The organism is Rahnella sp. BCC 1045 (assembly GCF_019049615.1).
Taxonomy (GTDB): Bacteria; Pseudomonadota; Gammaproteobacteria; order Enterobacterales; family Enterobacteriaceae; genus Rahnella; species Rahnella contaminans.
The window spans coordinates 54,551-80,329 of the sequence record NZ_JAFMOZ010000128.1 but is presented as its reverse complement, the minus strand read 5'-3'; the positions used below and the strand labels follow the sequence as shown (position 1 = coordinate 80,329).

Sequence of the window (25,779 nt, the reverse complement as noted above, 5' to 3'; positions counted from 1 at the left end):
ATGCGGCCCGATTTCTTAACGGGATTTCACCCATTCCCGCAGACGCTGAACATGCACATACAGCGACGGGATAAACAGGATCCCCACGGTCGTGGACAACAACATTCCGCTAAACACCGTAACACCAATGATGTGCCTGCTCATGGCGCCAGCACCCGACGCCAGTACCAGCGGCAAGACGCCCAGAATGAACGAAATTGCGGTCATCATGACAGCGCGGAATCGTTGCTTCGCACCGTCCTGCGCCGCTTCGCGGATAGTGGCGCCCTCTTCCCTTCTGGCTTTCGAAAACTCGACAATTAGTATGGCATTTTTCGCCGCCAGCCCGATAAGCAACACCATACCAATCTGAGCATATACGTCGTTGCTGAGGCCTGCCAGATACAGGCCTCCGACCGCGCCGAATACCGCAAAAATCACCGAAATCATCACCACCAGCGGTATGCTCCAGCTTTCATACTGGGCGACCAGGAACAGATAGGCGAAAAGCAGCGCCGCGGCATAAATCACAATAGCCTGACCGCCCGCCTGAATCTCCTGCAACGACATCCCGGTCCACTGGTAACCATAACCGGCGGGCAGTTTCTCGTTCAGGATATGTTCCATTTGCGTCATCGCTTCCCCGGAACTCACGCCTGGCGCAGCAGAACCGCTGATCGCCAGTGACGGGAACTGGTTATATTGCGTAATAAACGGTGCGCCGAGAGTCGGCGTCAGGCTGACCATTTTCCCCAGGCTGACGAGAGAACCATTATCGCTGCGCACGGTCAGCGTCGAGATTTGATCTGCACGCTGGCGATCTTCCATCTCATTTTGCATCTGCACGTTGAACAAACGGTTGTTGATAATGAAATCGCTGACGTTAATCCCGCCGAGCGATGTCTGCAACGTACCGAAAATCCTGCTGACCGGAACCTGCAATTGCGCAGCACGATCGCGATCCACGCTGAGTGCAATTTCAGGAACGGACGCACTGAATGTTGTGAAGACGCGGCTCAGTTGCGGATCCTGATTTGCCGCCTGAATCAGCGCCTGTCCGGTCGCCGCCAGTTCCTGCGGTGATTGTCCGCGTAACGCCTGTAAGCGCAAATCCAGCCCGGAAGCCGTACCCAGCCCGGAAATGGCTGGCGGGTTTATCGCCATAATCATCGCAGAAGGAATGCCTGCCATCGCAGGTTGCAACCGTCCGATGACCTGATCCACACTGCTGCGCTCACCCCAGGGTTTCAGCAAAACAATACCAAAGGCAGAATTCGGTGAGCTCCCGCCGCTCAGCAGGCTGAATCCGCTGATCGCGATGACATCTTCAACCGCGTCATCTTTGCCAAGAATTGCCTTCATCTGCCCGAGAACCGTATCGGTACGGTTAAGGGACGCGCCGTCCGGTAGCTGCACATTCACGAAGAAATACCCCTGATCCTCATCCGGCAGGAAAGATTTCGGCAAACTGCTGTAACCCCATGCGCACAAACCGGCGATCACAATCACGCTCACAATACTGGTCAGCACATTTCTGCTGATCCCACGCGCGGCTTTGACATAGGTATCGCGCACACTGTCCAGCCCGTTATTGAAGAGCTGGAAGAAGCGCGCAGGTTTCTCCGGACGGGGCTTGAGTAATTTTGCGCACAGCGCCGGAGTCAGCGTTAATGCGTTAATACTGGAAAGCACTACCGCCGCAGAAAGCGTCACCGCAAACTGACGATACAGCGCACCGGTAATCCCCGGCAGCACGGCAATTGGAACGAATACCGCCAGCAGAACCACGGTAGTAGCAATAACCGGTCCGGCAATTTGTTTCAGTGCCAGACGGGTTGCAGCTACCCGCCCGAGCGACGGATCTTCGACCATCAGCCTTTCGACATTTTCGACCACGACAATCGCATCATCGACCACGACCGTCAGCGCCAGAATAATAGCGAACAGACTCAGTGTATTGGCCGAATAGCCAAAGATGTAAAGCACGGCAAATGTGCCGAGCAAAGAGACAGGAATGGTCAGCGCAACAATGAATGTGGCGCGCAAACTTTGCAGGAACAGGAAAACAATGGTCAGAACGACGATGAACGTCAGCACCAAGGATACGACGATTTCATCCAGCGTCGCGCTGACAAACCGTGTGGAGTCGAATTTGATTTCATAAGTCAGATCGTCCGGGAAGTAACCCGCCTGACGTTCCATTTCCGCGCGCACCGCATTGGCCACATTCAGCGCATTGGCACCCGGTGCCGGATAAACTGACAGAAAGGCGGACGGCGTCTGATTCAGCGTAGCGTTTACCTGATAATCCTGCGCACCCAGCTCAATGCGGGCGACGTCATGCAAACGCACCGTGCCGCCGTTGGCATTTTTACGCACAATAATATTGCCGAACTCTTCCGGCGTACTCAAACGTCCGGCCCCGCTGATGGTGAGCGTTTGTTGCTGCATGGACGGACTTGGCGAAGCGCCAATCTGACCGGCCGCCGCCTGCACGTTCTGGCTCTGGATTGCCGAACTGATTTCCATGCTGCTGACATCCAGCGCTTCCATTTTGCGGGGATCGAGCCAGATTCGCATGCTGTAATCGCGGGAACCAAACACGCGGACATCGCCGACGCCGTCGATACGCGCTAAAGCATCGCGCAGCTGAATGCTGGCGAAGTTACTGATAAACAGCATGTCGTGAGTATGTTTCGGGGATAACAGGCTGATCCCGAGTAAAATATTGGATGCCTGCTTACGCACGGAAACGCCAGTATTCAGCACTTCCGGCGGGAGCTGAGAGCTGACCTGAGAGATACGGTTTTGCACTTCAACCGCCGCAGTATCAGGATCCGTTCCGCTGGCAAACGTAATCGTCAGCGAGTAACTGCCGTTATTGCCGCTGTTAGAGGACATATACAGCATATTGCTGACACCGTTGACCTGCGCTTCAATGGGCGCAGCAACAGATTCCGCCACGTCACGCGCACTGGCGCCGGGGTAAACCGCGCTGACAGAAACAACGGGCGGCGTGATGTCCGGATATTGTTCCACCGGGATCACCTTGAGCGCCACGGCACCAATCAGTGCCGTGACCAGCGCGATGACCACCGCAAAGCGCGGTCTTTTAATGAATTGCTCGAGCATAGTTATTCCTTAACCTTTTTTTGCCGGCGTCGCCGGAGCACCCGAGGCGTCCCGCGTCTTCACTTTCATCCCTGGCTGGATCCACTGCAGCCCTTCGGTGACCACTTTTTCTCCTCCCTGCAAACCGTCCAGAACGAAATATCCCTGTCCGGTCTGCGCCCCCAAGCGGACTGGCCGTTTCTCAACCTGCTGCTCAGCATTCACCAGCAAAACAAAGTGGCCGGTGGCATCCTGCTGTAAAGCCGCGGCTGGCAGAACCGGAAGTTTCTGTCCGGAGCGCGGTGCTGCCAGCACGTTAACTGAGCCACCCGGTAATAAACGGTGATCCGGATTCTCAACGGTCAGCCTGACGGGCAACGTGCCGGTTTGCGTATCAATGCGGTTTCCCAGGGATTCAAACTTCGGTGTTTTCAGGTACGGCGAACCATCTGATAAACGCAGCGAAAGCGTCATGTTATCCGCCGCGAAAGCGCCCTCAAGCGAACCGCTGCTCTGGCTGGCACTGAGTACATCGCGCTCGTTAACGGAAATCACCACACGAACCGGATCGAGCTGAACAATTTCAGTCAGCGCGCCGCTCGCCGGATTCACCAGACTGCCGGTGTGATAATGGCTCACGCCAATCCGCCCGGAAATAGGTGCGGTAATGCGGGTAAAGCCCAGCTGTAATTCCTGAGTTTTCAGGGCGGCCTGAGCCTGCGCGACGGCGGCCCGGGCGGTATCGCGTGCGGCAAGTGCGGTATCGACATCGGACTGGCTGACCGTCCGCGCATCGCCCAGACGCTGAATGCGGTTCAGATGCGTCTGCGCATGTCGGGCCGTGGCGTTCGCACTGTCGAGCTGCGCTTTCGCCTGCGCGACTGCGGAGTGATGCAGCGCGGGGTCGATTTCGTAAAGGATATCCCCCTCTTTAACCAGCTGACCTTCCTGGAAAGCTCTCCTGGAAATAAAACCTTCCGTGCGGCTGACAACATTCACCGCCTGAACAGCCTCAAGGCGGCCGAGATAAGTGCGGCTGACGCCATCAGTTTGCGTTGCGATAGTCGATGTCGTAACCGTCGGAACAGATTGCGCTGTTGCGACAACCGGAAGGGATAAAAACAGAGCCAGCAGTGGGGATAAAACTGCATGACGACATACTGCAGGTAACATAGTGTCACTCTCCGTGTCAGGTCGGATGCCGGTTATGTTGGGTCAGGAAAGTGCACGCACCGGCTCATATCCATTTTAGTAGATAAAAAAATTCCTAATCAGAATTTTCGGAGATTATAGAGGTGATAACTTTCCATAAACTGATCCCGATCAGTTTGCATAATATCCCGTGATTTCTTTACGTTATATTTAAGGAATATTTATAATTAATATTCCGAAGAGTGCTATCCGCTAAATCAGATAACGTTTTTCATTTTAGTTATTATCCAAAAATAACAATCACGGATGAAATCAATTTTTTTACTCAAATTTTTAGTAATAAAACAAACTTTACCGTCGATGACAAAACCTGACAAACCCGCATCCAGACTGAACCCCAGCCCATCCCAGCCTTCCTGACGAATCAAAAACGAATAAGCTGAACAAGATAACCTTAATCAGTTCAAAAATAGTGAACAAGTTAAATTAATCATCTATTTTGCAAATAATAGTTTGCCAGAATGTTTCCAAATGTTTACTTTCCAAAAATAACTCTCACAATGAGCGGCCAAATTATGTTTTGGAAAAATACGACTGTGCGCTTCGGGCATATTTCAATTCTGATCCACTGGATTGTTGCGCTGGCCGTTTATGGCCTTTTCGCACTGGGATTATGGATGGTCGGACTGGGCTATTACGACACCTGGTATCACCGGGCGCCGGAAATTCATAAAAGCATTGGCGTGCTGGTTTTCGCGGCCATGGTATTCCGGCTGGCCTGGCGCTTTATTTCGCCGCCACCAAAACCGCTGGACAGCTACAGCGCCAAAACCCGGCTCGGGGCGTGGCTCGCGCATGTTCTGCTCTTTGCCGGTCTGTTCGGGATCCTGCTCAGCGGCTATCTCATTTCGACCGCCGAAGGCCAGCCGGTCAGCGTTTTCGGTTGGTTTGATATCCCGGCCACGCTGTTCGGGCTTGAGCAACAGGCGGACATCGCCGGCACCGTACATCTGTGGATGGCGTGGGGAATTGTGATTATCTCTGCATTCCACGCGCTGGCCGCACTCAAACATCATTTCATCGACCGCGACAGCACGCTGACACGCATGCTGGGGCGCTGAACTGTTTCACCTTGCGATTCACTTAATGGATAAATGGAGAATAACCATGCTGAAAAAAACCACTCTGGGCCTGACACTGGCATCCCTGTTGTTAGCCGCAGGCACCGCAAGTGCGGCGAATTACAAAATCGACAAAGAAGGACAGCACGCGTTTATTGAGTTTCGCATCAAGCATCTGGGCTACAGCTGGCTTTACGGCAGTTTTAACGATTTTGACGGCGGCTTTACCTTTGACGAGAAAGACCCGGCAGCGGATAAAGTGAACGTGAGCATCAACACCACCAGCGTGTTCACGAACCATGCCGAGCGTGATAAACACCTGCGCAGCGCGGAATTCCTCAATGTGAGCAAGCATCCGCAGGCCACGTTTAAATCCACGTCGGTGAAAAAAGAGGGGGATAACCTGGCCGTTACCGGTGATTTCACCCTGAATGGCGTGACGAAACCGTTAACCCTTCAGGCGAAATTGCTGGGTCAGGGTAAGGATCCGTGGGGCGGTTATCGCGCCGGGTTTGAAGCCGCAGGCACGATTGCGCTGAAAGATTACGGGATCACTACCGATCTCGGCCCTGCTTCGCAGGATGTTGAGCTGATCATTTCCGTGGAAGGCGTGCAGGAGAAGTAATCCGCATCGCCAAAACAAAAGGCCCTGACGGTATTAAATCGTCAGGGCCTTTGTTACGACGGATCGGCAGTTCAGTCGTTTTCCGGTGCCGGAATGTGCATGGTTGTTTGCAACAGCCCTTTGGACTTGTTGAAAATCTTGATCCCATTTTCACGGCCAGCACGCAGCGCACGCTGTTCTTCAACCGGCAGTTTCAGCTCAGTCATACAGATTTCGCTGCAACAACCGTCGAACTTCGCCGCACAGGTCGGGCACTGAATGAACAGCAAATGGCAGCCGTCATTTTTACAGTTGGTATGGTTATCACACGCCGCACCACACTGGTGACAATGCGCGATCACATCGTCAGAAATGCGTTCGCCCATGCGCTCATCAAAGACGAAGTTTTTACCTTTGAATTTAACCGGCAAACCCTGCTCTTTCGCTCGGCGCGCATATTCGATAATGCCGCCTTCCACGTGATACACGTTTTTAAAACCGTTATGCAGCATGTAGGCGCTGGCTTTTTCACAGCGAATACCGCCGGTGCAGTACATGACGATTTTCTTGTCTTTGTCTTCTTTCAGCATATCAACGGCCATGGGCAGCTGATCGCGGAAAGTGTCAGACGGGACTTCAATCGCTTTATCGAAATGTCCCACTTCATATTCGTAGTGGTTACGCATATCGACAAACAGCGTGTCCGGGTCGTCAATCATGGCGTTGACCTGCTCGGCTTTCAGGTACTCACCGATATTCGACGGATCGAACGACTCATCATCGATGCCGTCCGCCACAATACGGTCACGCACTTTCAGACGCAGAACCCAGAAGGATTTGCCGTCATCTTCCAGCGCCACGTTCAGGCGGATGTTATCCAGCGCCGGATGGCTGGAAAACAGCTCGGTTTTGAACGCGTCAAACTGGCTTTGCGGAACGCTGATCTGCGCGTTAATCCCTTCTTTTGCCACGTAAATACGGCCAAACACATTCAGGCGAGTCAGGCTGATATACAGGGCATCGCGAAAAGCTTTCGGATCTTCGAGCTGGAAATACTTATAAAAAGAAACAGTCGTGCGGGGCTCGGTTTCAGCCAACATGCGCGCTCTGAGTTCCTCATTAGAAATACGGTTATGTAACACTGGCATGGTGTACGTTCCTGTCTTTCAGGGGGATTTAACTATTGGAAACCAATTAGCTACTTTTGAAGCGGCAAGATTATACATTAAAGCAACACGGACGACATCTTCCGTTGCAAATTCATGATAAGAAAAACACCTGCTGCGCCTTGCCTTTTCTCTAAATGCGGTAACCTATTCTCAGATGTTATCCATACTTGTGATCTATCCACCACACTGATTTTTTAAAGGGCAGGAAACATGAGCAAGCTTTTTGAACCGATTTCTCTGGGCGGCCTGACGCTCCCTAACCGCATTGTTATCGCACCAATGTGCCAGTATTCCTCCGACGAGGGGAAAGCGACTTCGTGGCACCACGCGCATCTCGGGCAATTGTCATTTTCCGGTGCCGGTTTGCTGATCCTCGAAGCCACAGCGGTGGAAGCCGTCGGGCGCATTTCTGCGCAGGATTTAGGGCTGTGGGATGATGAAACCGAAGCCGCGCTGAAAGGACTGGTCGACGGCCTGCGCGAAAACAGCAACATTCCTCTCGGTTTACAGCTCGGCCACGCAGGACGCAAAGCCTCTCACGCCGCACCGTGGAAAGGGGGTGCGCAAATACCTCAGTCCGCCGGTGGCTGGCAAACCGTCGCACCTTCCGCTATTCCTTTTGCCGAAGGAACGGAAGCGCCCGTCGCGCTTTCTGCTGAACGCATCAGCGAACTGAAAAAAGCGTACGTGGATAGCGTACGGCGCGCCGACCGCCTCGGGTTCGATCTGCTGGAACTGCACGGTGCGCACGGTTATCTCCTGCACCAGTTCCTGTCCCCGCTTTCCAACCAGCGCACCGATCAGTACGGCGGTTCACTGGAAAACCGTATGCGCCTGCTGCTGGAAATCTTCCAGGAAATTCGCGCGGCCTTCCCGGCTGATAAACCCATCGGCGTGCGTATTTCCGCCACCGACTGGGTAGAAGGAGGTTGGGATCTGGAGCAATCTGTCGAACTCGCCAAAGCACTGGATAAGCTGGGTTGCAGCTATATTCATGTGTCCAGCGGCGGCCTGAGCCAGCACCAGAAAATCACCGTGGGGCCAAATTATCAGGTGCCCTTCGCTGACAGCATTAAACAGCACGTCAAAATGCCGGTGATCGCCGTTGGCTTAATCACTGAACCGGAACAGGCCGAAGCCATTGTCGGCACCGGACAGGCAGACATGATCGCACTGGCGCGTGGTATTTTGTATAACCCACGCTGGCCATGGCACGCCGCTGCCAAACTCGGTGCAAAAGTTTACGCACCGAAACAATACTGGCGCAGCGAGCCTCATAGCGTGAAAGGATTATTCCTGCCGGATTAATACCGGGCAGTTTAATAAACGTGATCACGGACAGCCCCCGGGCTGTCCGTTTCATTGACAAAAAGCCATTCTCTGCGGATATTTGATTCGAAGACTCATGGAGAAAACAGCTGAATTGTTCATAAATAAATCACATTGTTTTTCATTCATGCAGTCCATAAGTTAAATGAGGTATTAGTGCCGTGAATTTTCACCTAATACCAAAAAAGTGCCACAATATGTCACTTTGCTACTAAAAATAACGGATAACACGCGCTCCATATCGGAATGTGGACGTATTTCTGTAGCGGGCTGCTGCATTAGACAGAGCTTATAAACTTTCTACTTCGATCCATTGACGCAGAGATTCTATGACTCAGGTACCTACCTTTAATCGTTCGTTATTGCATCCACGCTACTGGATCACCTGGATAGGTCTGGGGTTGTTGTACGCGCTGGTCTTATTACCTTATCCGGTCATTTACCGCATCGGTACCGGGCTTGGGCGCTTCTCAATGCGCTTTCTGAAACGTCGCTACAAAATCGCCCAGCGTAATATCGAACTGTGTTTCCCCGACATGCACCCTGAACAGCGGGAAGACATGGTCGTGAAAAATTTCGAATCAGTTGGCATGGGTTTATTTGAAACCGGCATGGCCTGGTTCTGGCCTGACTGGCGTATTGAACGCTGGTTTAAAGTCAGCGGTCTGGAACACATACAGCGCGCCCGCGATAACAAACAAGGCGTGCTGCTAATTGGCGTTCATTTCCTGACGCTGGAACTGGGTGCGCGTATTTTCGGTATTCATAATCCGGGCGTCGGTGTTTATCGCCCGCATGACAATAAGCTGATGGACTGGATCCAGACCAAAGGCCGCATGCGTTCAAATAAAGGGATGCTGGATCGCAAAGACCTGAAAGGAATGATCCGCAGCCTGAAACAAGGCGACATTATCTGGTACGCGCCGGATCACGACTACGGCCCGCGCGCCAGCGTGTTTGTACCCTTCTTTGCCGTGGATAAAGCCGCGACAACCACCGGCACCTATCTGCTGGCACGAATGGGCAAACCGGCCATCATTCCGTTTACACCGCGCCGTCTGGCTGGCGGAAAAGGCTACGAGATGATTATTCATCCGCAGGTCGCTGATTTCCCGCTGGATGATGAAGTGGTTGCCGCCGCGTACATGAACAAAGTGGTAGAAGACGAAATTCGTCAGGCGCCCGAGCAATACATGTGGCTGCATCGACGCTTCAAAACGCGTCCCCAGGGCGAGCCTTCGCTGTACAAAGCCCTCAGCGAATAAACTTAAAGGCCGGCTCAGCGCATCCTGAACCGGTTTTATTGATTTGCTTCAACAATTTTTTTGACAGACTTCTTCAAAGTTATCAGATTTTATCCTATCCGGTTTAGGCCAATACTCTCCCCATGATTTCTCCACGTGATTACCCCCTCACTTCTTGGGAGCCGCGTGGCCACTTTGTGACCTTCAAAAGGAATACATTATGTTGGCTAAAATGAACACTGCTTTTACCCGCGTTACCGATCACCCTGACTTTGGTAAGTTACTGTTACGTCTCACTTTCGGGATTTTGATTTTATTCCACGGCGTGGCGAAAATGGAAAATGGCGTTGGCTGGATTGCCAAAATGTTGCAGGCTGCTGGCTTACCGGGATTCATCGCTTATGGCGCATACATCGGTGAAGTAATTGCACCGGTTCTGATTATTCTGGGTATTTTTACCCGCCCTGCCGCGCTGGTGATGGCATTCAACATTTTAGTGGCAGTTTTGCTGGTGGTTGCGGGTAAATTTTTCACCGTGACCGACGTCGGCGCCTGGGGTCTGGAAGGCGAAGCATTGTACTTCTTTGGCGGGCTGGTGATTATGTTCCTGGGCAGCGGCCGTTATTCTGTGATGAAAAACGCAGCCCTGCGTTAAACCCTGTTTTTTGCTGTGTCTGTCTTTTGGTTTTTATTTTAATTCTGTGTCTGACGCGGCCGGCCTCATCGCTGGCCGTATTTTTTTTGCATTTTCGCTCCTCAGTTGATCTCCTTCACCACACCTCTCGCGATAAAACGGTATTTTACTTTCGTTGTTACAGTTCATTAACATCATTGAAGTGGATGATAATTAGGCGCATAATTATCCAGCCAATTGATTGTTACTTGTGCTCTGCCTTGCTCCCATCTGTCATTCCAGAGCTAATCTGACCTCTTTTTTCGGTAATTTATGACTTCGGCATCTGAATCTGAAACCGCACCAGAACCCATAAACTGGAAACGAAATCTGTATGTTGCCTGGATTGGCTGCTTCCTTACCGGTGCCGCGTTCAGCCTGATCATGCCTTTCCTGCCGCTTTACGTCGAAACTCTGGGTGTCACCGGCCATGAATCACTGAACATGTGGTCGGGTTTGGTTTTCAGTATTACCTTCCTGTTTTCCGCGATTGCTTCGCCCTTCTGGGGCGGCCTGGCTGACCGTAAAGGCCGTAAAATCATGCTGCTGCGCTCGGCGTTGGGCATGGCGATTGTCATGATGCTCATGGGCTTTGCGCAAAACATCTGGCAATTCTTAGTCCTTCGCGCGCTGCTGGGTTTGCTCGGCGGCTTTGTGCCGAATGCCAATGCGCTGATTGCCACACAAATTCCCCGCAATAAAAGCGGCTGGGCGCTGGGAACACTCTCCACAGGCGGCGTCAGCGGCGCACTGCTTGGCCCGCTGGTCGGCGGGTTACTGGCAGATAACTACGGTTTACGCCCGGTATTCTTCATCACCGCAGCCGTACTTTTTCTCTGTTTTGTGATGACGCTGTACTGCATCCGCGAACAGTTTGTCCCTGTAAATAAGAAAGACATGCTCAACCGCAAACAGGTTTTTGCCTCGCTGAAAAATCCCAAGCTGGTATTGTGCCTGTTCGTCACCACAATGATTATTCAGGTGGCGACCGGATCGATTGCGCCGATACTGACGCTTTACGTGCGTGAACTGGCCGGTAATACGCAGAATCTGGCGTTTATCAGCGGGATGATTGCGTCGGTGCCCGGCGTGGCAGCACTGATGAGTGCACCGAGGCTGGGAAAACTGGGGGACAGAATCGGGCCTGAAAGGATTTTGGTGGCCATGATGGGGTTATCCGTCCTCTTGCTAATCCCGATGGCATTCGTGCAAACGCCGCTTCAGTTAGGCATTTTACGTTTTCTGCTGGGGGCAACAGACGGCGCGCTGCTCCCGGCGGTGCAAACGCTGCTGATTTATAACTGCACCAATCAGGTGGCGGGAAGGGTCTTCAGCTATAACCAATCGTTCCGTGATGTCGGGAATGTCACCGGCCCTCTGCTGGGTGCGGCAGTTTCGGCAAGCTACGGGTTCCGAACGGTATTTTGCGTCACGGCGCTGGTGGTGATGTTTAATGCCGTTTATTCCTGGTGGTGTTTGCAACGCCGGCCGCGTCAGGCGATGGTCGATTAATTCCGGCCAGCGTGTAAAACACTTTACTTGGCTTTTTCTGCCTGCGGAGGCATCGGCAGGTGGTCAGGCACTTCGACAACCGCCAGACGGACTTCATAATGTTTGCCCGCCGTTGTCGCCGGAAGCACCGAAGTCAGTTTCTGAATTGTTTCCGTTGGATTATCGCTAGCCATGCTCGCACAGAATAGTGCGCCCGGATGGCAGAGCCCCATCATCACCGGTGGCGGAGGCAGCATGCCTTCATGGTCGGATGGCGGCATACCGTGCGGATATTCCATCGGCGGTTGTGGATGCGTACTGTCAGCCGCCATACCGGCGACACTGAAAAACAGGCCAAGACCACACAGCGGCATAAGCAAAGTACGGGAAAAAATCTTCATAACAGTAACCTTTTTCTTGAAAGTTCACCGTCACTCTACCCGCCAATTCTTCCCCGGACTGGCGGTTTGCTAAACTTTTACCCTCTGCCACCGTCCTCTTTGCAAAGCTGAAGCTCTTCTGACATTTCTCTCTACACGGTCCAGTCACGTGAAGCCAGTACCACGCGATAACCGTCTAAATCTTCAAACGTTTGACCATTTTCATCCCAGTACGGATTGTACGAAGGAACGGCAATAAACCCGGCTTGCAGCATCGCGTCACACTGCGCCTGCCATTGCGCATCCTCCGGGATATAAAACACCAACAGGCTATCCTGCGTTGGCGCGCGCCCGACGGTTGTTCCCCGGTGATGTGTAAATTCCAGGTGATAGTGATGATGCGGATGGCCGATCAGAACGCCATCAAAATTCTGATGGTCGCTGAAACCGCCGATCACCTCAAAGCCCAGTCCCTGACTGTACATCGCCGCAATCCGCTCCAGATTATCGGTCGGACGGGCAACCCTCAGCACTGCGTTTCGTGAAACCATAGCCGCCATAACTCCTTCAACTTACCGTGTTCCGGCATTAAGACTCAGAGAATAGCAGAAGAAAGGCGACCTGTTTTTTCATCTCAAAACTTGCATCCTGTCAGTTATCGACAACAATCATTTAATCAGAGTTTTCACTGTCAGATGGCTGTTACTTCTTCATTCCTAACGCTATTTACTATCAAGACTATTGATTATTTCCCCTTATTCAACTCAGGAGACAACAATGAGCATGTACGCAACGCTTGAAGAAGCTATTGATGCCGCCCGCGAAGAATTTCTCGAAGCCGCACAGGAAAGAGTTCAGAACGATGAAGAGCCCGTTCCGGATCAGTTCAACCTGCAAAAGTACATCATGCAGGATGGCGATGTGATGTGGCAGGCAGAATTTCTCAGCGATGAAGGCGACGCCATCGATGCGCTGACGTTCCGCAGCGGCGCGGCCGCGCAGGCTATCTTCGATGAAGATTACGATCAGATTGAACTCGAAGAAGAATGGCAGGAAGAAGCGACGCTGTATGAATGGGATGAAGGTGAATTCCAGCATGAGCCGCAGCTGGATACGGAAGAAGGCGAAGCCGCCGCCGAAGAGTGGGATGACGAGGACGATTATCCGGGACGGGATATTGACTAAGCGTTTATAACAGATTTATTCGTAAGGCCCGTGGCGGGCGTCAATCGGCAACATGAAGGTATCGACAATCATGGACAGCGGGACATCAATAACAGTGACATACCGCCACGGGCTGTCACGTAAATCCCACTGCACGCCGGGATAATACTGGTTGCCATGCCCCTGCCCTGGCACGGTCCGGCTGATAATGCTGCCACAACCTGTGAGCGAGGTAGCCAGTAGCACCAGTACACATCCACGAAAAATTACGCGATTAATCACTTACCCAACCTGTCGATTCAAATCAAAAGAAGCTCTTTTTAAGCGCTGAACAGCGCGCTCAGAATAGCACGCGCGTCCTGTTCCCTGATGTTAAGGGGACGTAAAACTTTATACGCTGCAGGCCTGAGAGTCACCTGTTGTCTTTGCGGCGTGATGGCCTGTGCGGGCCTGTGATCGTGAAGCAATAAAAAGGGCAGCATGTTTTCACATACTGCCCTTTCCGTCCGCTATTTAACTCAGGCGGATTTAACTTCCAGCGTCTGCGTCACAGGGAAAGCCTGCACGTTACGCGGAAGCTGGTCGTAATAAGCTCCCCACGCCTGCTGATCGGGTTGCGTCCACACCGCGGAGTGTAAACGCGCCATCAGCACCGGGTCGCTCAACAAGACCAGACGGTCAGCTTTGCCCAAATCTTTTGGCCCGGTTTTCAGGGCCTGCTCCAGACGAGCCCGACGACCGTTTTCTACAGTTTCACGCAACAGATGACGGGATGTTGCCATCGCCGTAGCCAGTGCGTTGAAGCCCGGATCAAACACCGCATGCATAAAGCCGTTTTGCAGCTTACGTTCACGGTTCAGTGCCAGATATTCTTCAGTCGCAACCAGCTCACGCGGCGGATCGTACTCTTCCGGGATCAGGAACAGCTTGGCTTTCTTACTCTTAATCCCCAGCGTTGCACGGCTCGACAGAACCGAAACAATCGGTGACAGGATCAGAGAGAAGACGATTGGCGCCAGCCACCACAGGAAGCGCAAGTCCAGCCATGCCATACCGGCAGCCCAGACGGCACCGAGCAGAAGCTGCGAACCATGGCGTTTAAATGCTTCACCCCACGGCGTGTCATCATCATCACGCTGCGGAGAGTTCCAGACCACTTCCCAGCCCAGGAATGCGCTGACCACAAAAACGGTGTGGAACAACATACGCACCGGTGCGAGCAGCACCGAGAACAGCATTTCCAGGAACATGGAAACCAGCAGACGGAATGCACCACCAAATTGCTTCGCTCCCTTCGCCCAGATCAGGACGATACTCAGCAGTTTTGGCAGGAACAACAGAACCATTGTTGTCGAGAACAGGGCAATTGCCAGCTCAGGACGCCATTGTGGCCATACCGGGAATAACTGCCGCGGTTGCAGGAAGTACGTCGGTTCCATCAACGTATGCACGACCTGTAATGCCGTGGACAACGCAAGGAACGTAAACCACAGCGGCGCAGAAAGATAGGACATCACGCCGGTCAGGAAGACAGCACGGTGAACCGGGTGCATGCCTTTGACCAGGAACAGGCGGAAGTTCATCAGGTTACCGTGACACCAGCGACGGTCGCGTTTCAGCTCGTCGAGCAGGTTTGGCGGTAATTCTTCATAGCTACCCGGCAGGTCGTAAGCAATCCACACCCCCCAGCCCGCACGGCGCATCAGCGCAGCTTCCACAAAGTCGTGAGACATGATGGAACCGGCAAATGAACCTTCACCCGGCAACGGCGCAAGCGCACAGTGCTCGATGAACGGTTTCACGCGGATTATGGCGTTGTGCCCCCAGTAGTGGGATTCACCCAACTGCCAGAAGTGCAGACCGGCGGTAAACAGCGGGCCGTAAACGCGTGTCGCAAACTGCTGGCAACGCGCATACAGCGTATCCATGCCCGACGCTTTTGGCGCAGACTGAATAATACCGGCGTTCGGATTCGCATCCATCAGACGAGCCAGACCGGTCAGACATTCGCCGCTCATGACGCTGTCCGCATCGAGGATAACCATGTAGGCATATTCCCCGCCCCAGCGACGGCACCAGTCATCAATGTTTCCGCTTTTACGCTTCACACGGCGACGGCGACGGCGATAGAAGATACGACCATGACCGTCTACGTCGCGGCATACTTCCATCCAGGCTTTCTGTTCAGCGACACAAATATCCGGATCGTAACTGTCACTCAACACGTAGATATCAAACTGATCCAAATCACCGGTAGCTTTAACAGATTCGTAAGTAGCACGCAGGCCCGCGAAAACGCGTTCCACGTCTTCGTTACAAATCGGCATGATCAGCGCAGTACGGTTATTCGGGTTCAGCGGCTCATCGCCCTTAGTCGAGGCGGTGATGCTGTATTTGTCGCGCCCGATAAGCAATTGTAAAAAGCCCATCAGCGCGGTCCAGAAACCGGCCGAAACCCAACAGAACAGAATTGCAAACAACACCAGAATCCCGGTCTGCAACACGTACGGCAGCAATTGCAGAACCGACTGCAACCAGTCCTGATTCAGCATATCTGCGGGGTCGATCAGCGCCCACCCCTGATAAGGCAGGATGGTTTTCATGTACCAGGTTGCGATCGCCGTCTGAACCAGCATCAGAACCAGCAGGACATAACGACGAACCGAACCGGCATGACGCCAGCGCTTTTCTGACTCCGGCATATCGGCAACCGTATGACGCGAAGCCGCGCTGCGTCCCATCAGATTGTCCCAGAAACGCCCTACCGGGTTGGTACGCCAGACATCCGGGAACATACTTGAACGCTTCACTGGCGGCATTGCGCTGGCGATGGTGCGCCCTTCGTTGTCCACTTCGTCCAGAGAACCGTTGGCCAGCGCATCCGGCCAGCTTGCGCCGACGCGCGCTTTCACCGAGAGCAAAGGTGCATCCGGTTCAGGGGCATTAGCAGAGGCTGTCACATCACCGCCTAAGCGGTGATGTACGGTAGCAAAAGCCTGCTCATCTTCAGCGGGAAGCTGCTGAGTGAGCGCCGCTTTCTGATCATCAGTAAGCGGCAAAGCTTCTACATAATCATGAGTAGAGTGCGTTGACTTATTCATTTGCAGGCAGCTGATAGCTCCAGGTTTCACTCAGTGTTTTATCGCCATTAGCCAGAGAAGCGCGCATTTCGATCGCTTTCTTCGGATCTTTCACTTTCAGGCGCAGCGTCAGACGCCAGCCTTTGGTTACCGGATTATAGCGGACAGTGTTTTCAACCAGTTCACCGTTGTCACCCACGCTGACCTGAGACGCCACCGGAGTGTCGCTTTTCAGGGCTTTCAGATTTGGGCCGACAAAATCAACCAGGAAAGCCACGCTGCCGTCAGGTTCACGGATCAGATTCGACTGTTTCACATCACCGGTTGAACGCATGGTACGTTCAACCCACGCCAGATCAGGAGAATGTAATTTTTCTTCTTCACGGGTGAAATGCAGACGATAGTTCAGGCTCAGCGGTTTACCGGCATCCGGCAATTGTTCCGGCGTCCAGAACGCGACGATGTTGTCGTTGGTTTCGTCTGCGGTTGGAATTTCCACCAGCTCAACTTTACCTTTACCCCAGTCGCCTTTGGTCTCGACCCAGCCACTCGGACGCAGGTCGTAACGATCGTCGAGATCTTCAAAGTTTGAGAAGCTGCGACCCCGTTGCAGCAGACCGAAGCCTTTCGGGTTCTCCATGGAGAACTGGCTGACAGCAAGGTGTTTCGGATTGTTCAGCGGACGCCAGATCCATTCACCGTTACCGGCATGGATAGACAGACCATTGGAATCATGCAGCGCCGGACGATAGTTCATCACCGGAGAGGGCTGATTCGCGCCAAACAGGAACATGCTGGTCAGCGGAGCGATACCCAGTTTGCCGACTTTGTCACGCAGATAAACTTGTGACTGCACGTCAACGGTCGCTTCCTTGCCCGGATACACATCCAGACGATAAGCACCGGTCGCACGCGGCGAATCGAGCAAGGCATAAATGACTAAATGTTTTTCGTCTGGATTTGGACGTTCAATCCAGAACTCGCGGAAACGCGGGAATTCTTCGCCGGAAGCCAGCGCGGTGTCGATCGCCAGACCACGGGCAGACAAGCCATAAACCTGGCCTTTACCGATGACGCGGAAGTAGCTGGCACCCAGCACACTCATAATTTCATCATCTTTGTCTGCTTTATTGATCGGATAAAGCACTTTGAAGCCAGCAAAACCGAGGTTTTTGACTGAGTCAGCGTCATGTTTGACGTTGCCAAAGTTAAAGTAGTCCGGGCTGTATTTGATTTCTTTTACGGAGTCTGCCGTCACTTCGTTGATTTTTACCGGAGTGTCGAAGTACATCCCCTGATGGTAGAACTCAAGCTTGAAAGGCGTATTCAGGTTTTTCCAGTACGCTTTGTCATGATTGAACTGAATTTGTTGGTAATCTGCGAATTTAAGATCGCGGAATTGAGACGGAAGATTGCTTTTCGGCGCTTCGTAACCTTTATCGGCTAATGCCTTCGCTTGTTTGGCAACATCATCTATAGAAAAAGCCCAGGCAGATGAGGTGAACATGGTCATCAACACTGCGGCACTTAGCAAACGGACTTTGATCATACGTGACCCTATGGAAAAATTTTTATCCGACACTTTGTCTCCTATGCGCGCTTCAATCATTCACTGTAACTATTTTATGGGAAGTGTCAGGTTTCCGACAACTTGAGCAGTCGATGGTTCAGCCATTGATGAACCGTTTAAGCGCAACAGGGTACAAGGATATCAATTCGTTGAAACTCCGGCTATGGAAACTTGTCCTATAACAATGCATGTTTTAAGGTGAGAAACTAAACTAATGTCAACGACAGTCATTTTTGGTTACCTGAGAAATTAGCCCGAATACAAACTACGCTCTAAAATTAGGATGAGCCACATACAACGGATACGTAATGAAACCACAAAAACCACAACGTGAGTTTTTCCTGGACTCTATCCGCGCATATTTGATGCTGCTGGGTATTCCTTTCCATATATCATTGATTTACTCCAGTCATATCTGGGCGGTAAACAGTGCGGTGCCTTCGCACGGCCTGACAATTTTCAATGATATTATCCATGCCTTCCGGATGCAGGTTTTCTTTGTCATCTCCGGGTATTTTTCTTATATGCTGTATGAGCGCTACGACTCGCACCAGTGGCTCAAGGTACGTCTGGAGCGGGTTGCCATCCCGCTGGTAGCGGCCTTCCCGCTGATTACAATCCCGCAGCTCTATTTCCTGATGAAATTCACCAGTAAATTCTCAGACTGGGGAAATATGGATTTCTATCAAAAGATTAACATTACCGTCTGGGAATTAGTGTCCCATTTATGGTTCCTGTTAACGTTAGTTATTCTGACCAGTATTTGTTTTTACCTCTTCAAATTTATTAAAGAAATTAAGACTAGTCGTATTCAATTAATAAAAACCCGGACAAACACGTTAGGAAAACTCTCAATTGTATTTTTATTTATCGGCTTAATTTACGCCGCGTTTAACCGCGGGCTGTATCTTTTTGCACCTAATTTACTTTCCAACGGTGCGTTTAATTTCGTCGTGATGCAGACATTGTTTTATCTGCCATTTTTCATCATCGGCGCGTTTGCTTATAAATTCTCCTGGTTGAAAGAGCTGTTCCTGAAGCCTTCAGCAACTGCCGGCGTGGTGAGTATCTTCCTGTTCGCCGCTTACATGTTTAATCAGCACGTGAATACTCCGCAGCTGTACTCGATGGAAATCGACGCCATCATCACCACCCTGTTGGGGATCCTGATGGTTAATGTGGTGTTCTCATTCAGTCACTACCTCCTCAATTTCCAGGCGCCGTGGATTACTTATCTGGTGAACTCGTCGCTGTTTATCTATCTGATTCACCACCCGTTAACGCTGATTTACGGGGCATTTATCACGCCGAAGATCCACAGCGACTGGCTGGGTTTCTGGCTGGGTCTGGTGTTCGTATTCGGTATTGCGTTTATCTTGTACGAAGTACACAAACGCATTCCGATTCTGCGATTCCTGTTCTCGGGTAAACCGCAGCATCCGGCGAAGAAGGATTCATCGGACGCCACGCCACCGCAGAATCAGGCGTCCTGACGCTTCAGGGGGCGCGAAAACAAAAAGGGCCGTGCGGTTAAGCATGGCCCTTTTGCTTTCAGGGGGCTGATTTTTGACGCAAAGAAAGACAAACGAAAATCAGCGTGACGCAGTATCTATCGTCGGGATCACCGACATTCCGACTTTCAGCCGCTTCGCATCGGCCTGATCTTTATCCAGCACAATCTTCACCGCCAGACGCTGCACCACTTTGGTGTAGTTACCGGTTGCATTATCCGGTGAGATCGGCGAAAACGTGACACCCGTGGCCGGAGAAATACTGTCCACTGTCCCTTTCAGCGTCACGCCCGGCAATGCGTCGATTTTGATATCAACGGGCTGATTTTGCTGCACATCACCCAGCTGCGTTTCCAGATAATTCGCCACAATATAGGCATCGTGAAGCGGCACGACTGCCACCACACGGGTTCCTGCGCTGACATAGCCGCCGATGCGCAGAGAACGCTGGCCGACCACGCCGTCAACCGGCGCCGTGATTTCTGTATAGGAAAGATTGAGTTTCGCCTGCGCCAGCGCGGTGGTAGCAGAATCAATCGCCGCTTTGGCCTGCGCCTGCTCCGCTTTCAGTACGTCAACCTGCTTTTCAGCGGCCTGCACGGCGGCCATATCACTTTGCTGGGAAGCCAGTTTTGAGCGCAAACTGGCATCTGATTCATCACGAGCATCCGCCGTGCCGGAGCCATTTTGCAGCAAACGTTTGTAACGGTCAGCACTCTGGCGTGCATACGCAATACTGGCAGAATCCGCATTCACCAAGGCCTGCGCCTGTAAAATAGTCTGCTGCTGTTTCGCAAGTTGCGCGTTCAGGCTGAGCATTTGCGCATTCGCCGTTTCGAGGCTGGCCTGCGCGGTGAGCACGGCGTTGCGGTAATCGCGATCGTCAATTTTTGCCAGCACATCGCCCGCTTTAACACTCTGATTATCCTTAACATACACATCAGCAATCGTGCCGGAAATCCGCGGTGCAACCAGTGTAGAGTCTGCCGATACAAAAGCGTCATCGGTTTCCTGTGCGCTCCCTGAAGACAACGTCCAGAAGGCAATCACAATCAGTAATACCACCACCACGGCGGCAACCAGCCAGCTCAGGCGGACAGGCGATGTTTTTATCATGATGATTTTCTCTCGTACTTTCTTATAGTGAAATTCATTCGTTCAGGTGATGCTTCATTCAGGGGCGTTTAACCAGAGACTGAGGCGGATAAGAGCGTTTGGGCAGGATTGAGGCCAGCACAATCAGCGCAAGCGCCAGGCCGATAATCAGCATGTAAATATCAGCCAGGCTCATAACCAGTGCCTGCTTCCTGACCAGCGTGGAAAACTGCGTAATGACTTCCGTTGAAATCGCAGAACCGTCAGTGTTCAGCGGTGCCAGAAAACTGCTGCCACCGCCATAAGGCTGGGAAAGCAGATAATTCACACCGCCAATGTGATTGAGTAAAACGTTAGAATGGAACTGCTCACGGTCGCTGACCATCACGCCCAGAAGGGCACTTCCCGCAATACTCCCCATTCCGCGCGTGGTATTAAACATCGCTGCGGCAAAAGGGCCTTCCTGCGGTTGAACGACGCTGGTTGCGCCCAGCAAAATGGGCAACACCGCCATCGGCTGGCCGAACGCCTGCATAATCTGAATCACATAAAAGTTATCACGCGCCCAGACGCTGGTGATATGCGTTCCCCAGTAACAGGAAACCCCCACCAGCCCCAGCCCGCAGGCCAGAACCCAGCGGCTGTCTACCCAACGAATAGTCAGGAAAAACGCCACCAGCGGAGCCAGAAGCAGCTGCGGCAAACCGATCGTCAGCGCCAGCGGCCCGACCTGCACCGCACGAAATCCCCCTACCTGCTGCATGAAACTCGCCGGTAATGCCGAGCCGGATAAAAACAGGAACATCAGCGCAAACAACGTGATTAAACCGTGCGCCAGATTGTGGCGTTTCAGCATTTGCAATTTGAACAGCGGCAACGGGTGATGCCATTCGTTAACCAGAAAAATCGTTAGCAGCGCCAGCGAGGCGAAAAACATGACGGTAATCAGCGGCGAGTTGAACCAGTCCAGCCGTTCGCCCTGTTGAAGAACCAGCACCAGCAAGGAAATGCCGCTGCATCCCGTCACCATGCCGACAATATCCATCTGTTTAAATCGCTCAAAACGCTGCGGATCTTGTGGCAATCCGTAACCAATCAGCAAATACCCCAGCACACACGGTGGAATAACCTGCCAGAACACCCACTTCCAGCCGACATAATCGGTCCAGATGGCCGCCATGGAGGTCGCGATGTTCGGCCCAAAAGTAGCGGTCAGCGCATAAGCACTCAGCCCGTAAAGTTTGTACTGCGGCGGCATAAAGCGCAGCGCCGCCGTCATCAGCAAAGGCGGCATCGCCCCGCCAAACAGTCCCTGAACCGCACGCAGCGTAATAAACACCGGCAGGTTGGGTGAATACGGTAAAACGGCGGCGACCAGCAAAAAGCCCAACGTTACGAACAGCGTGAAGCGGCGCAGCGAAAACGTCACCGCCAGCCACGGAGCAATCATCATGGCCGCCACTTCCGCAGCCTGATAGGAGCCGATCAGCCATGAACCGGCATCATTACTGATACTTAAAGCGCCACGAACATCAGCCAAAGCAATATCCGTGACACGGTCGTTCAGGCCGGAGCAAAGTGCGACGATCAATACGCCCGCTAATCCGGTGACCAGCCTCGCGGTAAACGGCGGTGGTCCGGACATTCCGGCGCTGCTTGCGGCCGGTGCCTGTGCAATTGGCTGATTCATAGTTGTACTCATTAACTTCGCCGCTTTATGGTACGCCGATAGTGAGAAGGCAGGTCTGCGCCGGGAAGGCACAGTTCAGTGAGCGATGTCACTCATATTTCGATGCAATGCACCGTATCGTGATACACTCCAAAATACTATAATACGGTACAGTGTATTGCAATGTGATTAGGAATTGTTTTTCACCGGTTCAGCCATTACATTGGCAAGACAAGGTGTTGGCGGATGACACCGGATAATGAAGAAGGAAAAAGAATGGCGCAGGATATTCCGGCAGACGAAGAGCGCAGCGGTGGGATCCAAGTGATCTCGCGGGCAGCATCGGTACTTAATGCACTGGGCAAACATCCTCAGGGCATGAGCCTGGGAGCCATCGCGAATGATGTCGATCTTCCGCGCTCGACGGTTCAGCGCATCGTTGCAGCACTGGCAGAAGAAGGGCTGGTACGTTCGGAAGGCAACGGCGGTGTCCGGCTCGGGCCGACGTTGCTGAAACTGGCGTCAACAGTACACACCGACATGATCGCCATTGCCACACCGTTTCTCCGTAATCTGAACGAAATTACCGGGGAGACCGTCGCCATTGGCCGCGCCAGCGGTCGTCAGATTGCCAATATTCACTGCATTGTGTCGGAAAAAGAGTTACGCATTGTTCCCCGCGTGGGCCTGAATTTGCCGATATACAGCACTTCCTCAGGGCGTGCGCTGCTGGCGTTAAAAACCGATGAGGAAATTCGAATTATTGTCGGTGAAGTGCTGGAGCCGGCGACGAAAAATACCGTCGGCACGCTCGGCGCACTGCTCGATATCGTTGCCGACGTTCGCCGTAACGGTTACTCGATTGAAACGGGCGAAACGGTAGAAGGTGTATCCACTATTGCGATTGCCATCGACACGATTTTGGGGCGCTATTCAGTTTCCGTTCTGATTCCCACTCCGCGCCTTGAGGCTAAACAGGACGTGATCCGCACCGCTTTGCTTGAGTGCAAAGAAGCGCTGACCAGCGAAATTGGCAAGTAATACCGAACCTCAAAAATCAGGCTGTATAAGGAATACAAATGTTTGACGTCATTTTGTTAGCCGTAGATGGCTCCAGACAAACGGGATTTGTAGTGGATCTAAGCCGTCAGCTTGCTACCGGCCATAACTCAACGGTCTATGTCACCTGTTGCATCGATGAGTCTTATGCACTGGAAGAAAACGGGGATATGCCCGGCGAAATCATCGAATATCCTCCTGCGGAGGAAGAACAGACTACCGCCCGCGCCGTGGTCGGTCAGGCATTGAAAACGCTCGCAGAAGCAGGGATTCAGGCGAAAGGCAATATCATTGTCGGTAACGCCGGAGAAGCGCTGGCGGCAGAAGCCGTGAAAAGACAGGCGTCGGTCATTGTGATGGGCCACCGGCAGCTTTCAGCTTTTGGCCGCATCATCAAAGGTTCGGTCAGCGCAGAGGTTATCGCGCGATCGCCCTGCCCGGTGATGGTAGAAGTACGGGGAAACTGATTCTTCTGTCATCCGCACAAGTAAAAATGCAAAAAGCGCCCGAAGGCGCTTTTTTAATGTCGGGAAAGCAATACTATTTCGTATTCATCAATCCCATCAATTTTGCCCATTCCGTAATGTGTTCACGATAGAAAAAGGCAATATCAAATTCCAGCGAACATTCTTTGGAAGGCGTGACCGTTCCTAAACATGGATATTCCTGCGGACGGCATTCAAATAAAAACTCATCCATCTCTTCGTCGGTCAGCAACGTATCGCCTTCTATCTTATCCTGATAAAAATAGGCATCCAGCATCCAGAGACGGAACTCAAAATCGTTTTTAATCAGGCGCATAGCGGTAATCTCAGTAAATGACAAATAGCGCACCTGAGTAAAAATTCCATAACACTTCAATATGATATCAGGCACGCATTGCGTTCAGGCCTTCCATTGCTGATCTCATATAACAAGAAATTAACACAATAGTGACACTTAGCAAGCAGCACTTTCTCTGAAAAGTTTATGGGATAAGCGTTTATTGCTATTCCTTGCAATAATCGGTTTAAAATATAATTCTCATGAATGGTTTATATTTTAAATATTCAGCATGCGATTAATTTTGCAGGAAATTATCAGCAGCGGAGGTTTTAAAATGATTAAAAACGAAAGGAACAGAACTGACATTGGGGATGCTTTGCATCGCCACTGCCAGCCCTGTTCCCAAAATCTGTCGTTACTGTTCTTTCGTGTTCTGACTCTTAGCCGTTCAGTAAAAAGTGATTACCAGCGGCCAGGAGGCGGGCCTTCACGCCAGTGCCCCGGAGGACCATCACGCCAGTAGCCGGGAGGCGGACCTTCATGCCAGTGCTCGTGATGCCAGTAGCGCGGCGGTGGCGGTGGAGCCGGTTCGTAATAAACCCAATGCCCGCGGCCTTCATCACGATAATGGTTATCCCACCAGCCTGGCGGACGCCAGTCACCACCGTCCCAGTAATATCCACGATTATCGCGGTCACCGACATGCAGTGACAACCCCGGCATATTAAGCCCTACCTCGACGTCTGCCTGTGCGATAGCGGGCAAAGTGAGCAAAACGGCGAGAACAAAAATTAGTTTTTTCATTGTGAACCTCACGACCTGCTTATCAGGTGGTGACAAAGTACCGCCAGCTATCTTCCTGTTCTATAGGAATTTATCCCAAAAAAAATGTCCTGACGTTATCCTTACAGTTGCGTCAGAAGCGATGTCGGGAGACTGCGATGCAACACTATGTCGGTAAAGGAGATTCAGCCAGAAGTGCCAGAATAGGAATAAATGACAGATACAAAAAAACCGCCGAAGCGGTTTTCTGTTTGCTGCTAAGTTGTGCAAAATCAGATTTTGCAGCCTTCGCAGTCGCTTTCGTCCTGAACGGCTTCAGGCACTTCTGCTGCTTTTTCAGCCGCTTTTACTTCAGCAGTTTCTAGTGCAGCATCAATGTCAAAATCAAAAATATCGTCGCTCATTCTCATCACCTTAATTGTTCAAAATCGCGTTCAGTATAAACGACAGTCCCCGCCCGGTGCCGGTTTTTTTGTGCCCTGCTCCGGCACTAATCATGGAATTTCTGCCCTATCCTGCCTCGCAGATTTGCATTAACCCCGCGCAGAAACCATAGTTAACCTGAATATGATGGTGTCATGGAGACACCGTTGCGCAAAAAATACGAGGAGAACCGGATGACGACGTCAAACATCAAAGCCTGGGCCAACACACGTGAAACCTCTCATGAAATCGCTGAAGCCATTTTCGAACTGGCTAAAAATGATGAGAAACTGGCGCAGAAAATTTGGGAAGAAGGCAGCGATGAAGTCTTGCCCATCGCGTTCGCAAAAACCAAGGACGACTATTTGTTCTGGGGTGAAGAGAAAATCGACAGGAAAAATGTCTGA

The 25,779-nt window shown here is 52.0% G+C and carries 24 protein-coding genes; 11 read left to right on the top strand and 13 right to left on the bottom strand.

The window, feature by feature from the left end:
• Window positions 1–15: 15 nt before the first annotated feature.
• Both J1782_RS13890 and J1782_RS13885 read right to left on the bottom strand, forming a co-directional pair.
• Window positions 16–3,111, bottom strand: a complete 3,096-nt coding sequence (locus J1782_RS13890) for an efflux RND transporter permease subunit (RefSeq protein ID WP_217153339.1) — start codon at window positions 3,109–3,111, stop codon at window positions 16–18.
• Between the two features lie 9 nt (window positions 3,112–3,120).
• Complete coding sequence (locus J1782_RS13885) at window positions 3,121–4,263, bottom strand: efflux RND transporter periplasmic adaptor subunit (RefSeq protein ID WP_217153338.1); 1,143 nt, start codon at window positions 4,261–4,263, stop codon at window positions 3,121–3,123.
• 554 nt (window positions 4,264–4,817) lie between these two features.
• Between J1782_RS13885 and J1782_RS13880 the strand changes: the two genes are divergently transcribed.
• Window positions 4,818–5,363, top strand: a complete 546-nt coding sequence (locus tag J1782_RS13880) for a cytochrome b (RefSeq protein WP_101077222.1) — start codon at window positions 4,818–4,820, stop codon at window positions 5,361–5,363.
• Between the two features lie 46 nt (window positions 5,364–5,409).
• Window positions 5,410–5,988, top strand: coding sequence for a YceI family protein (locus J1782_RS13875; protein ID WP_152325586.1), 579 nt, complete (start codon window positions 5,410–5,412; stop codon window positions 5,986–5,988).
• 71 nt (window positions 5,989–6,059) lie between these two features.
• On the opposite strand, the gene J1782_RS13870 is transcribed toward J1782_RS13875, so the two are convergent.
• Window positions 6,060–7,115 carry a rhodanese-related sulfurtransferase gene (locus tag J1782_RS13870; protein ID WP_101077224.1) on the bottom strand — a complete coding sequence of 352 codons (1,056 nt, stop codon included), beginning with the start codon at window positions 7,113–7,115 and terminating at the stop codon, window positions 6,060–6,062.
• A gap of 231 nt (window positions 7,116–7,346) precedes the next feature.
• Between J1782_RS13870 and J1782_RS13865 the strand changes: the two genes are divergently transcribed.
• The 4 genes from J1782_RS13865 (at window position 7,347) to mdtG (ending at window position 11,894) form a co-directional block, all read left to right on the top strand.
• The gene (locus tag J1782_RS13865) at window positions 7,347–8,444 is read left to right on the top strand and encodes an NADH:flavin oxidoreductase/NADH oxidase (protein WP_217153337.1); all 1,098 of its coding nucleotides are present in this window, start codon (window positions 7,347–7,349) and stop codon (window positions 8,442–8,444) included.
• A 350-nt stretch (window positions 8,445–8,794) separates the two neighbouring features.
• Window positions 8,795–9,730, top strand: a complete 936-nt coding sequence (locus J1782_RS13860) for a Kdo(2)-lipid IV(A) acyltransferase (protein ID WP_152325584.1) — start codon at window positions 8,795–8,797, stop codon at window positions 9,728–9,730.
• A 199-nt stretch (window positions 9,731–9,929) separates the two neighbouring features.
• Window positions 9,930–10,364: a DoxX family protein gene (locus J1782_RS13855; RefSeq protein ID WP_152325583.1), complete on the top strand. Its 435-nt coding sequence runs from the start codon at window positions 9,930–9,932 to the stop codon at window positions 10,362–10,364.
• Window positions 10,365–10,655: 291 nt separating this feature from the next.
• A complete protein-coding gene (gene mdtG / locus J1782_RS13850; RefSeq protein ID WP_152325582.1) occupies window positions 10,656–11,894 on the top strand; it encodes a multidrug efflux MFS transporter MdtG in 1,239 nt (412 codons plus the stop codon).
• Between the two features lie 23 nt (window positions 11,895–11,917).
• On the opposite strand, the gene J1782_RS13845 is transcribed toward mdtG, so the two are convergent.
• Together J1782_RS13845 and J1782_RS13840 are read right to left on the bottom strand one after the other, a co-directional pair.
• On the bottom strand, window positions 11,918–12,274 hold the full coding sequence (locus J1782_RS13845) for a hypothetical protein (protein WP_152325581.1): 357 nt from the start codon (window positions 12,272–12,274) through the stop codon (window positions 11,918–11,920).
• 131 nt (window positions 12,275–12,405) lie between these two features.
• Window positions 12,406–12,804 (bottom strand): VOC family protein, encoded by a 399-nt coding sequence (locus tag J1782_RS13840; protein ID WP_152325580.1) that lies wholly within the window; start codon window positions 12,802–12,804, stop codon window positions 12,406–12,408.
• Between the two features lie 226 nt (window positions 12,805–13,030).
• Here J1782_RS13840 and J1782_RS13835 point away from each other — a divergent pair, with 226 nt between their 5' ends.
• Window positions 13,031–13,438: a MysB family protein gene (locus tag J1782_RS13835; RefSeq protein ID WP_152325579.1), complete on the top strand. Its 408-nt coding sequence runs from the start codon at window positions 13,031–13,033 to the stop codon at window positions 13,436–13,438.
• Between the two features lie 15 nt (window positions 13,439–13,453).
• On the opposite strand, the gene J1782_RS13830 is transcribed toward J1782_RS13835, so the two are convergent.
• From J1782_RS13830 to J1782_RS13820, 3 genes are all read right to left on the bottom strand, one after another.
• Window positions 13,454–13,699, bottom strand: a complete 246-nt coding sequence (locus J1782_RS13830) for a YceK/YidQ family lipoprotein (RefSeq protein WP_165059597.1) — start codon at window positions 13,697–13,699, stop codon at window positions 13,454–13,456.
• Window positions 13,700–13,935: 236 nt separating this feature from the next.
• Entirely contained in the window at window positions 13,936–16,518 is a 2,583-nt protein-coding gene (gene mdoH, locus J1782_RS13825) for a glucans biosynthesis glucosyltransferase MdoH (RefSeq protein WP_152325577.1), read from the bottom strand.
• Window positions 16,511–18,046 carry a glucan biosynthesis protein G gene (locus J1782_RS13820; protein WP_152325576.1) on the bottom strand — a complete coding sequence of 512 codons (1,536 nt, stop codon included), beginning with the start codon at window positions 18,044–18,046 and terminating at the stop codon, window positions 16,511–16,513. The genes mdoH and J1782_RS13820 overlap by 8 nt, the downstream gene beginning before the upstream one ends.
• 329 nt (window positions 18,047–18,375) lie before the next feature.
• On the opposite strand from J1782_RS13820, the gene mdoC reads away from it, so the two are divergent.
• Window positions 18,376–19,560 (top strand): glucans biosynthesis protein MdoC, encoded by a 1,185-nt coding sequence (gene mdoC, locus J1782_RS13815; RefSeq protein ID WP_165059593.1) that lies wholly within the window; start codon window positions 18,376–18,378, stop codon window positions 19,558–19,560.
• Window positions 19,561–19,659: 99 nt separating this feature from the next.
• Here the strand turns inward: mdoC and J1782_RS13810 are convergent, their stop codons facing one another.
• Together J1782_RS13810 and J1782_RS13805 are read right to left on the bottom strand one after the other, a co-directional pair.
• On the bottom strand, window positions 19,660–20,694 hold the full coding sequence (locus J1782_RS13810; protein WP_217153336.1) for an HlyD family secretion protein: 1,035 nt from the start codon (window positions 20,692–20,694) through the stop codon (window positions 19,660–19,662).
• 58 nt (window positions 20,695–20,752) lie between these two features.
• On the bottom strand, window positions 20,753–22,363 hold the full coding sequence (locus J1782_RS13805; RefSeq protein WP_217153335.1) for an MFS transporter: 1,611 nt from the start codon (window positions 22,361–22,363) through the stop codon (window positions 20,753–20,755).
• Window positions 22,364–22,618: 255 nt separating this feature from the next.
• Here J1782_RS13805 and J1782_RS13800 point away from each other — a divergent pair, with 255 nt between their 5' ends.
• Window positions 22,619–23,383, top strand: a complete 765-nt coding sequence (locus tag J1782_RS13800; RefSeq protein ID WP_217153353.1) for an IclR family transcriptional regulator — start codon at window positions 22,619–22,621, stop codon at window positions 23,381–23,383.
• 38 nt (window positions 23,384–23,421) lie between these two features.
• Entirely contained in the window at window positions 23,422–23,868 is a 447-nt protein-coding gene (locus J1782_RS13795; protein WP_152325572.1) for a universal stress protein, read from the top strand.
• A gap of 73 nt (window positions 23,869–23,941) precedes the next feature.
• Here the strand turns inward: J1782_RS13795 and J1782_RS13790 are convergent, their stop codons facing one another.
• From J1782_RS13790 to J1782_RS26470, 3 genes are all read right to left on the bottom strand, one after another.
• Complete coding sequence (locus tag J1782_RS13790; protein ID WP_338105846.1) at window positions 23,942–24,235, bottom strand: hypothetical protein; 294 nt, start codon at window positions 24,233–24,235, stop codon at window positions 23,942–23,944.
• A 393-nt stretch (window positions 24,236–24,628) separates the two neighbouring features.
• Complete coding sequence (locus J1782_RS13785; RefSeq protein WP_152325571.1) at window positions 24,629–24,970, bottom strand: DUF2502 domain-containing protein; 342 nt, start codon at window positions 24,968–24,970, stop codon at window positions 24,629–24,631.
• A 251-nt stretch (window positions 24,971–25,221) separates the two neighbouring features.
• The gene (locus J1782_RS26470) at window positions 25,222–25,353 is read right to left on the bottom strand and encodes a hypothetical protein (protein WP_013576285.1); all 132 of its coding nucleotides are present in this window, start codon (window positions 25,351–25,353) and stop codon (window positions 25,222–25,224) included.
• A 213-nt stretch (window positions 25,354–25,566) separates the two neighbouring features.
• On the opposite strand from J1782_RS26470, the gene J1782_RS13780 reads away from it, so the two are divergent.
• On the top strand, window positions 25,567–25,779 hold the full coding sequence (locus J1782_RS13780; protein ID WP_152325570.1) for a YccJ family protein: 213 nt from the start codon (window positions 25,567–25,569) through the stop codon (window positions 25,777–25,779).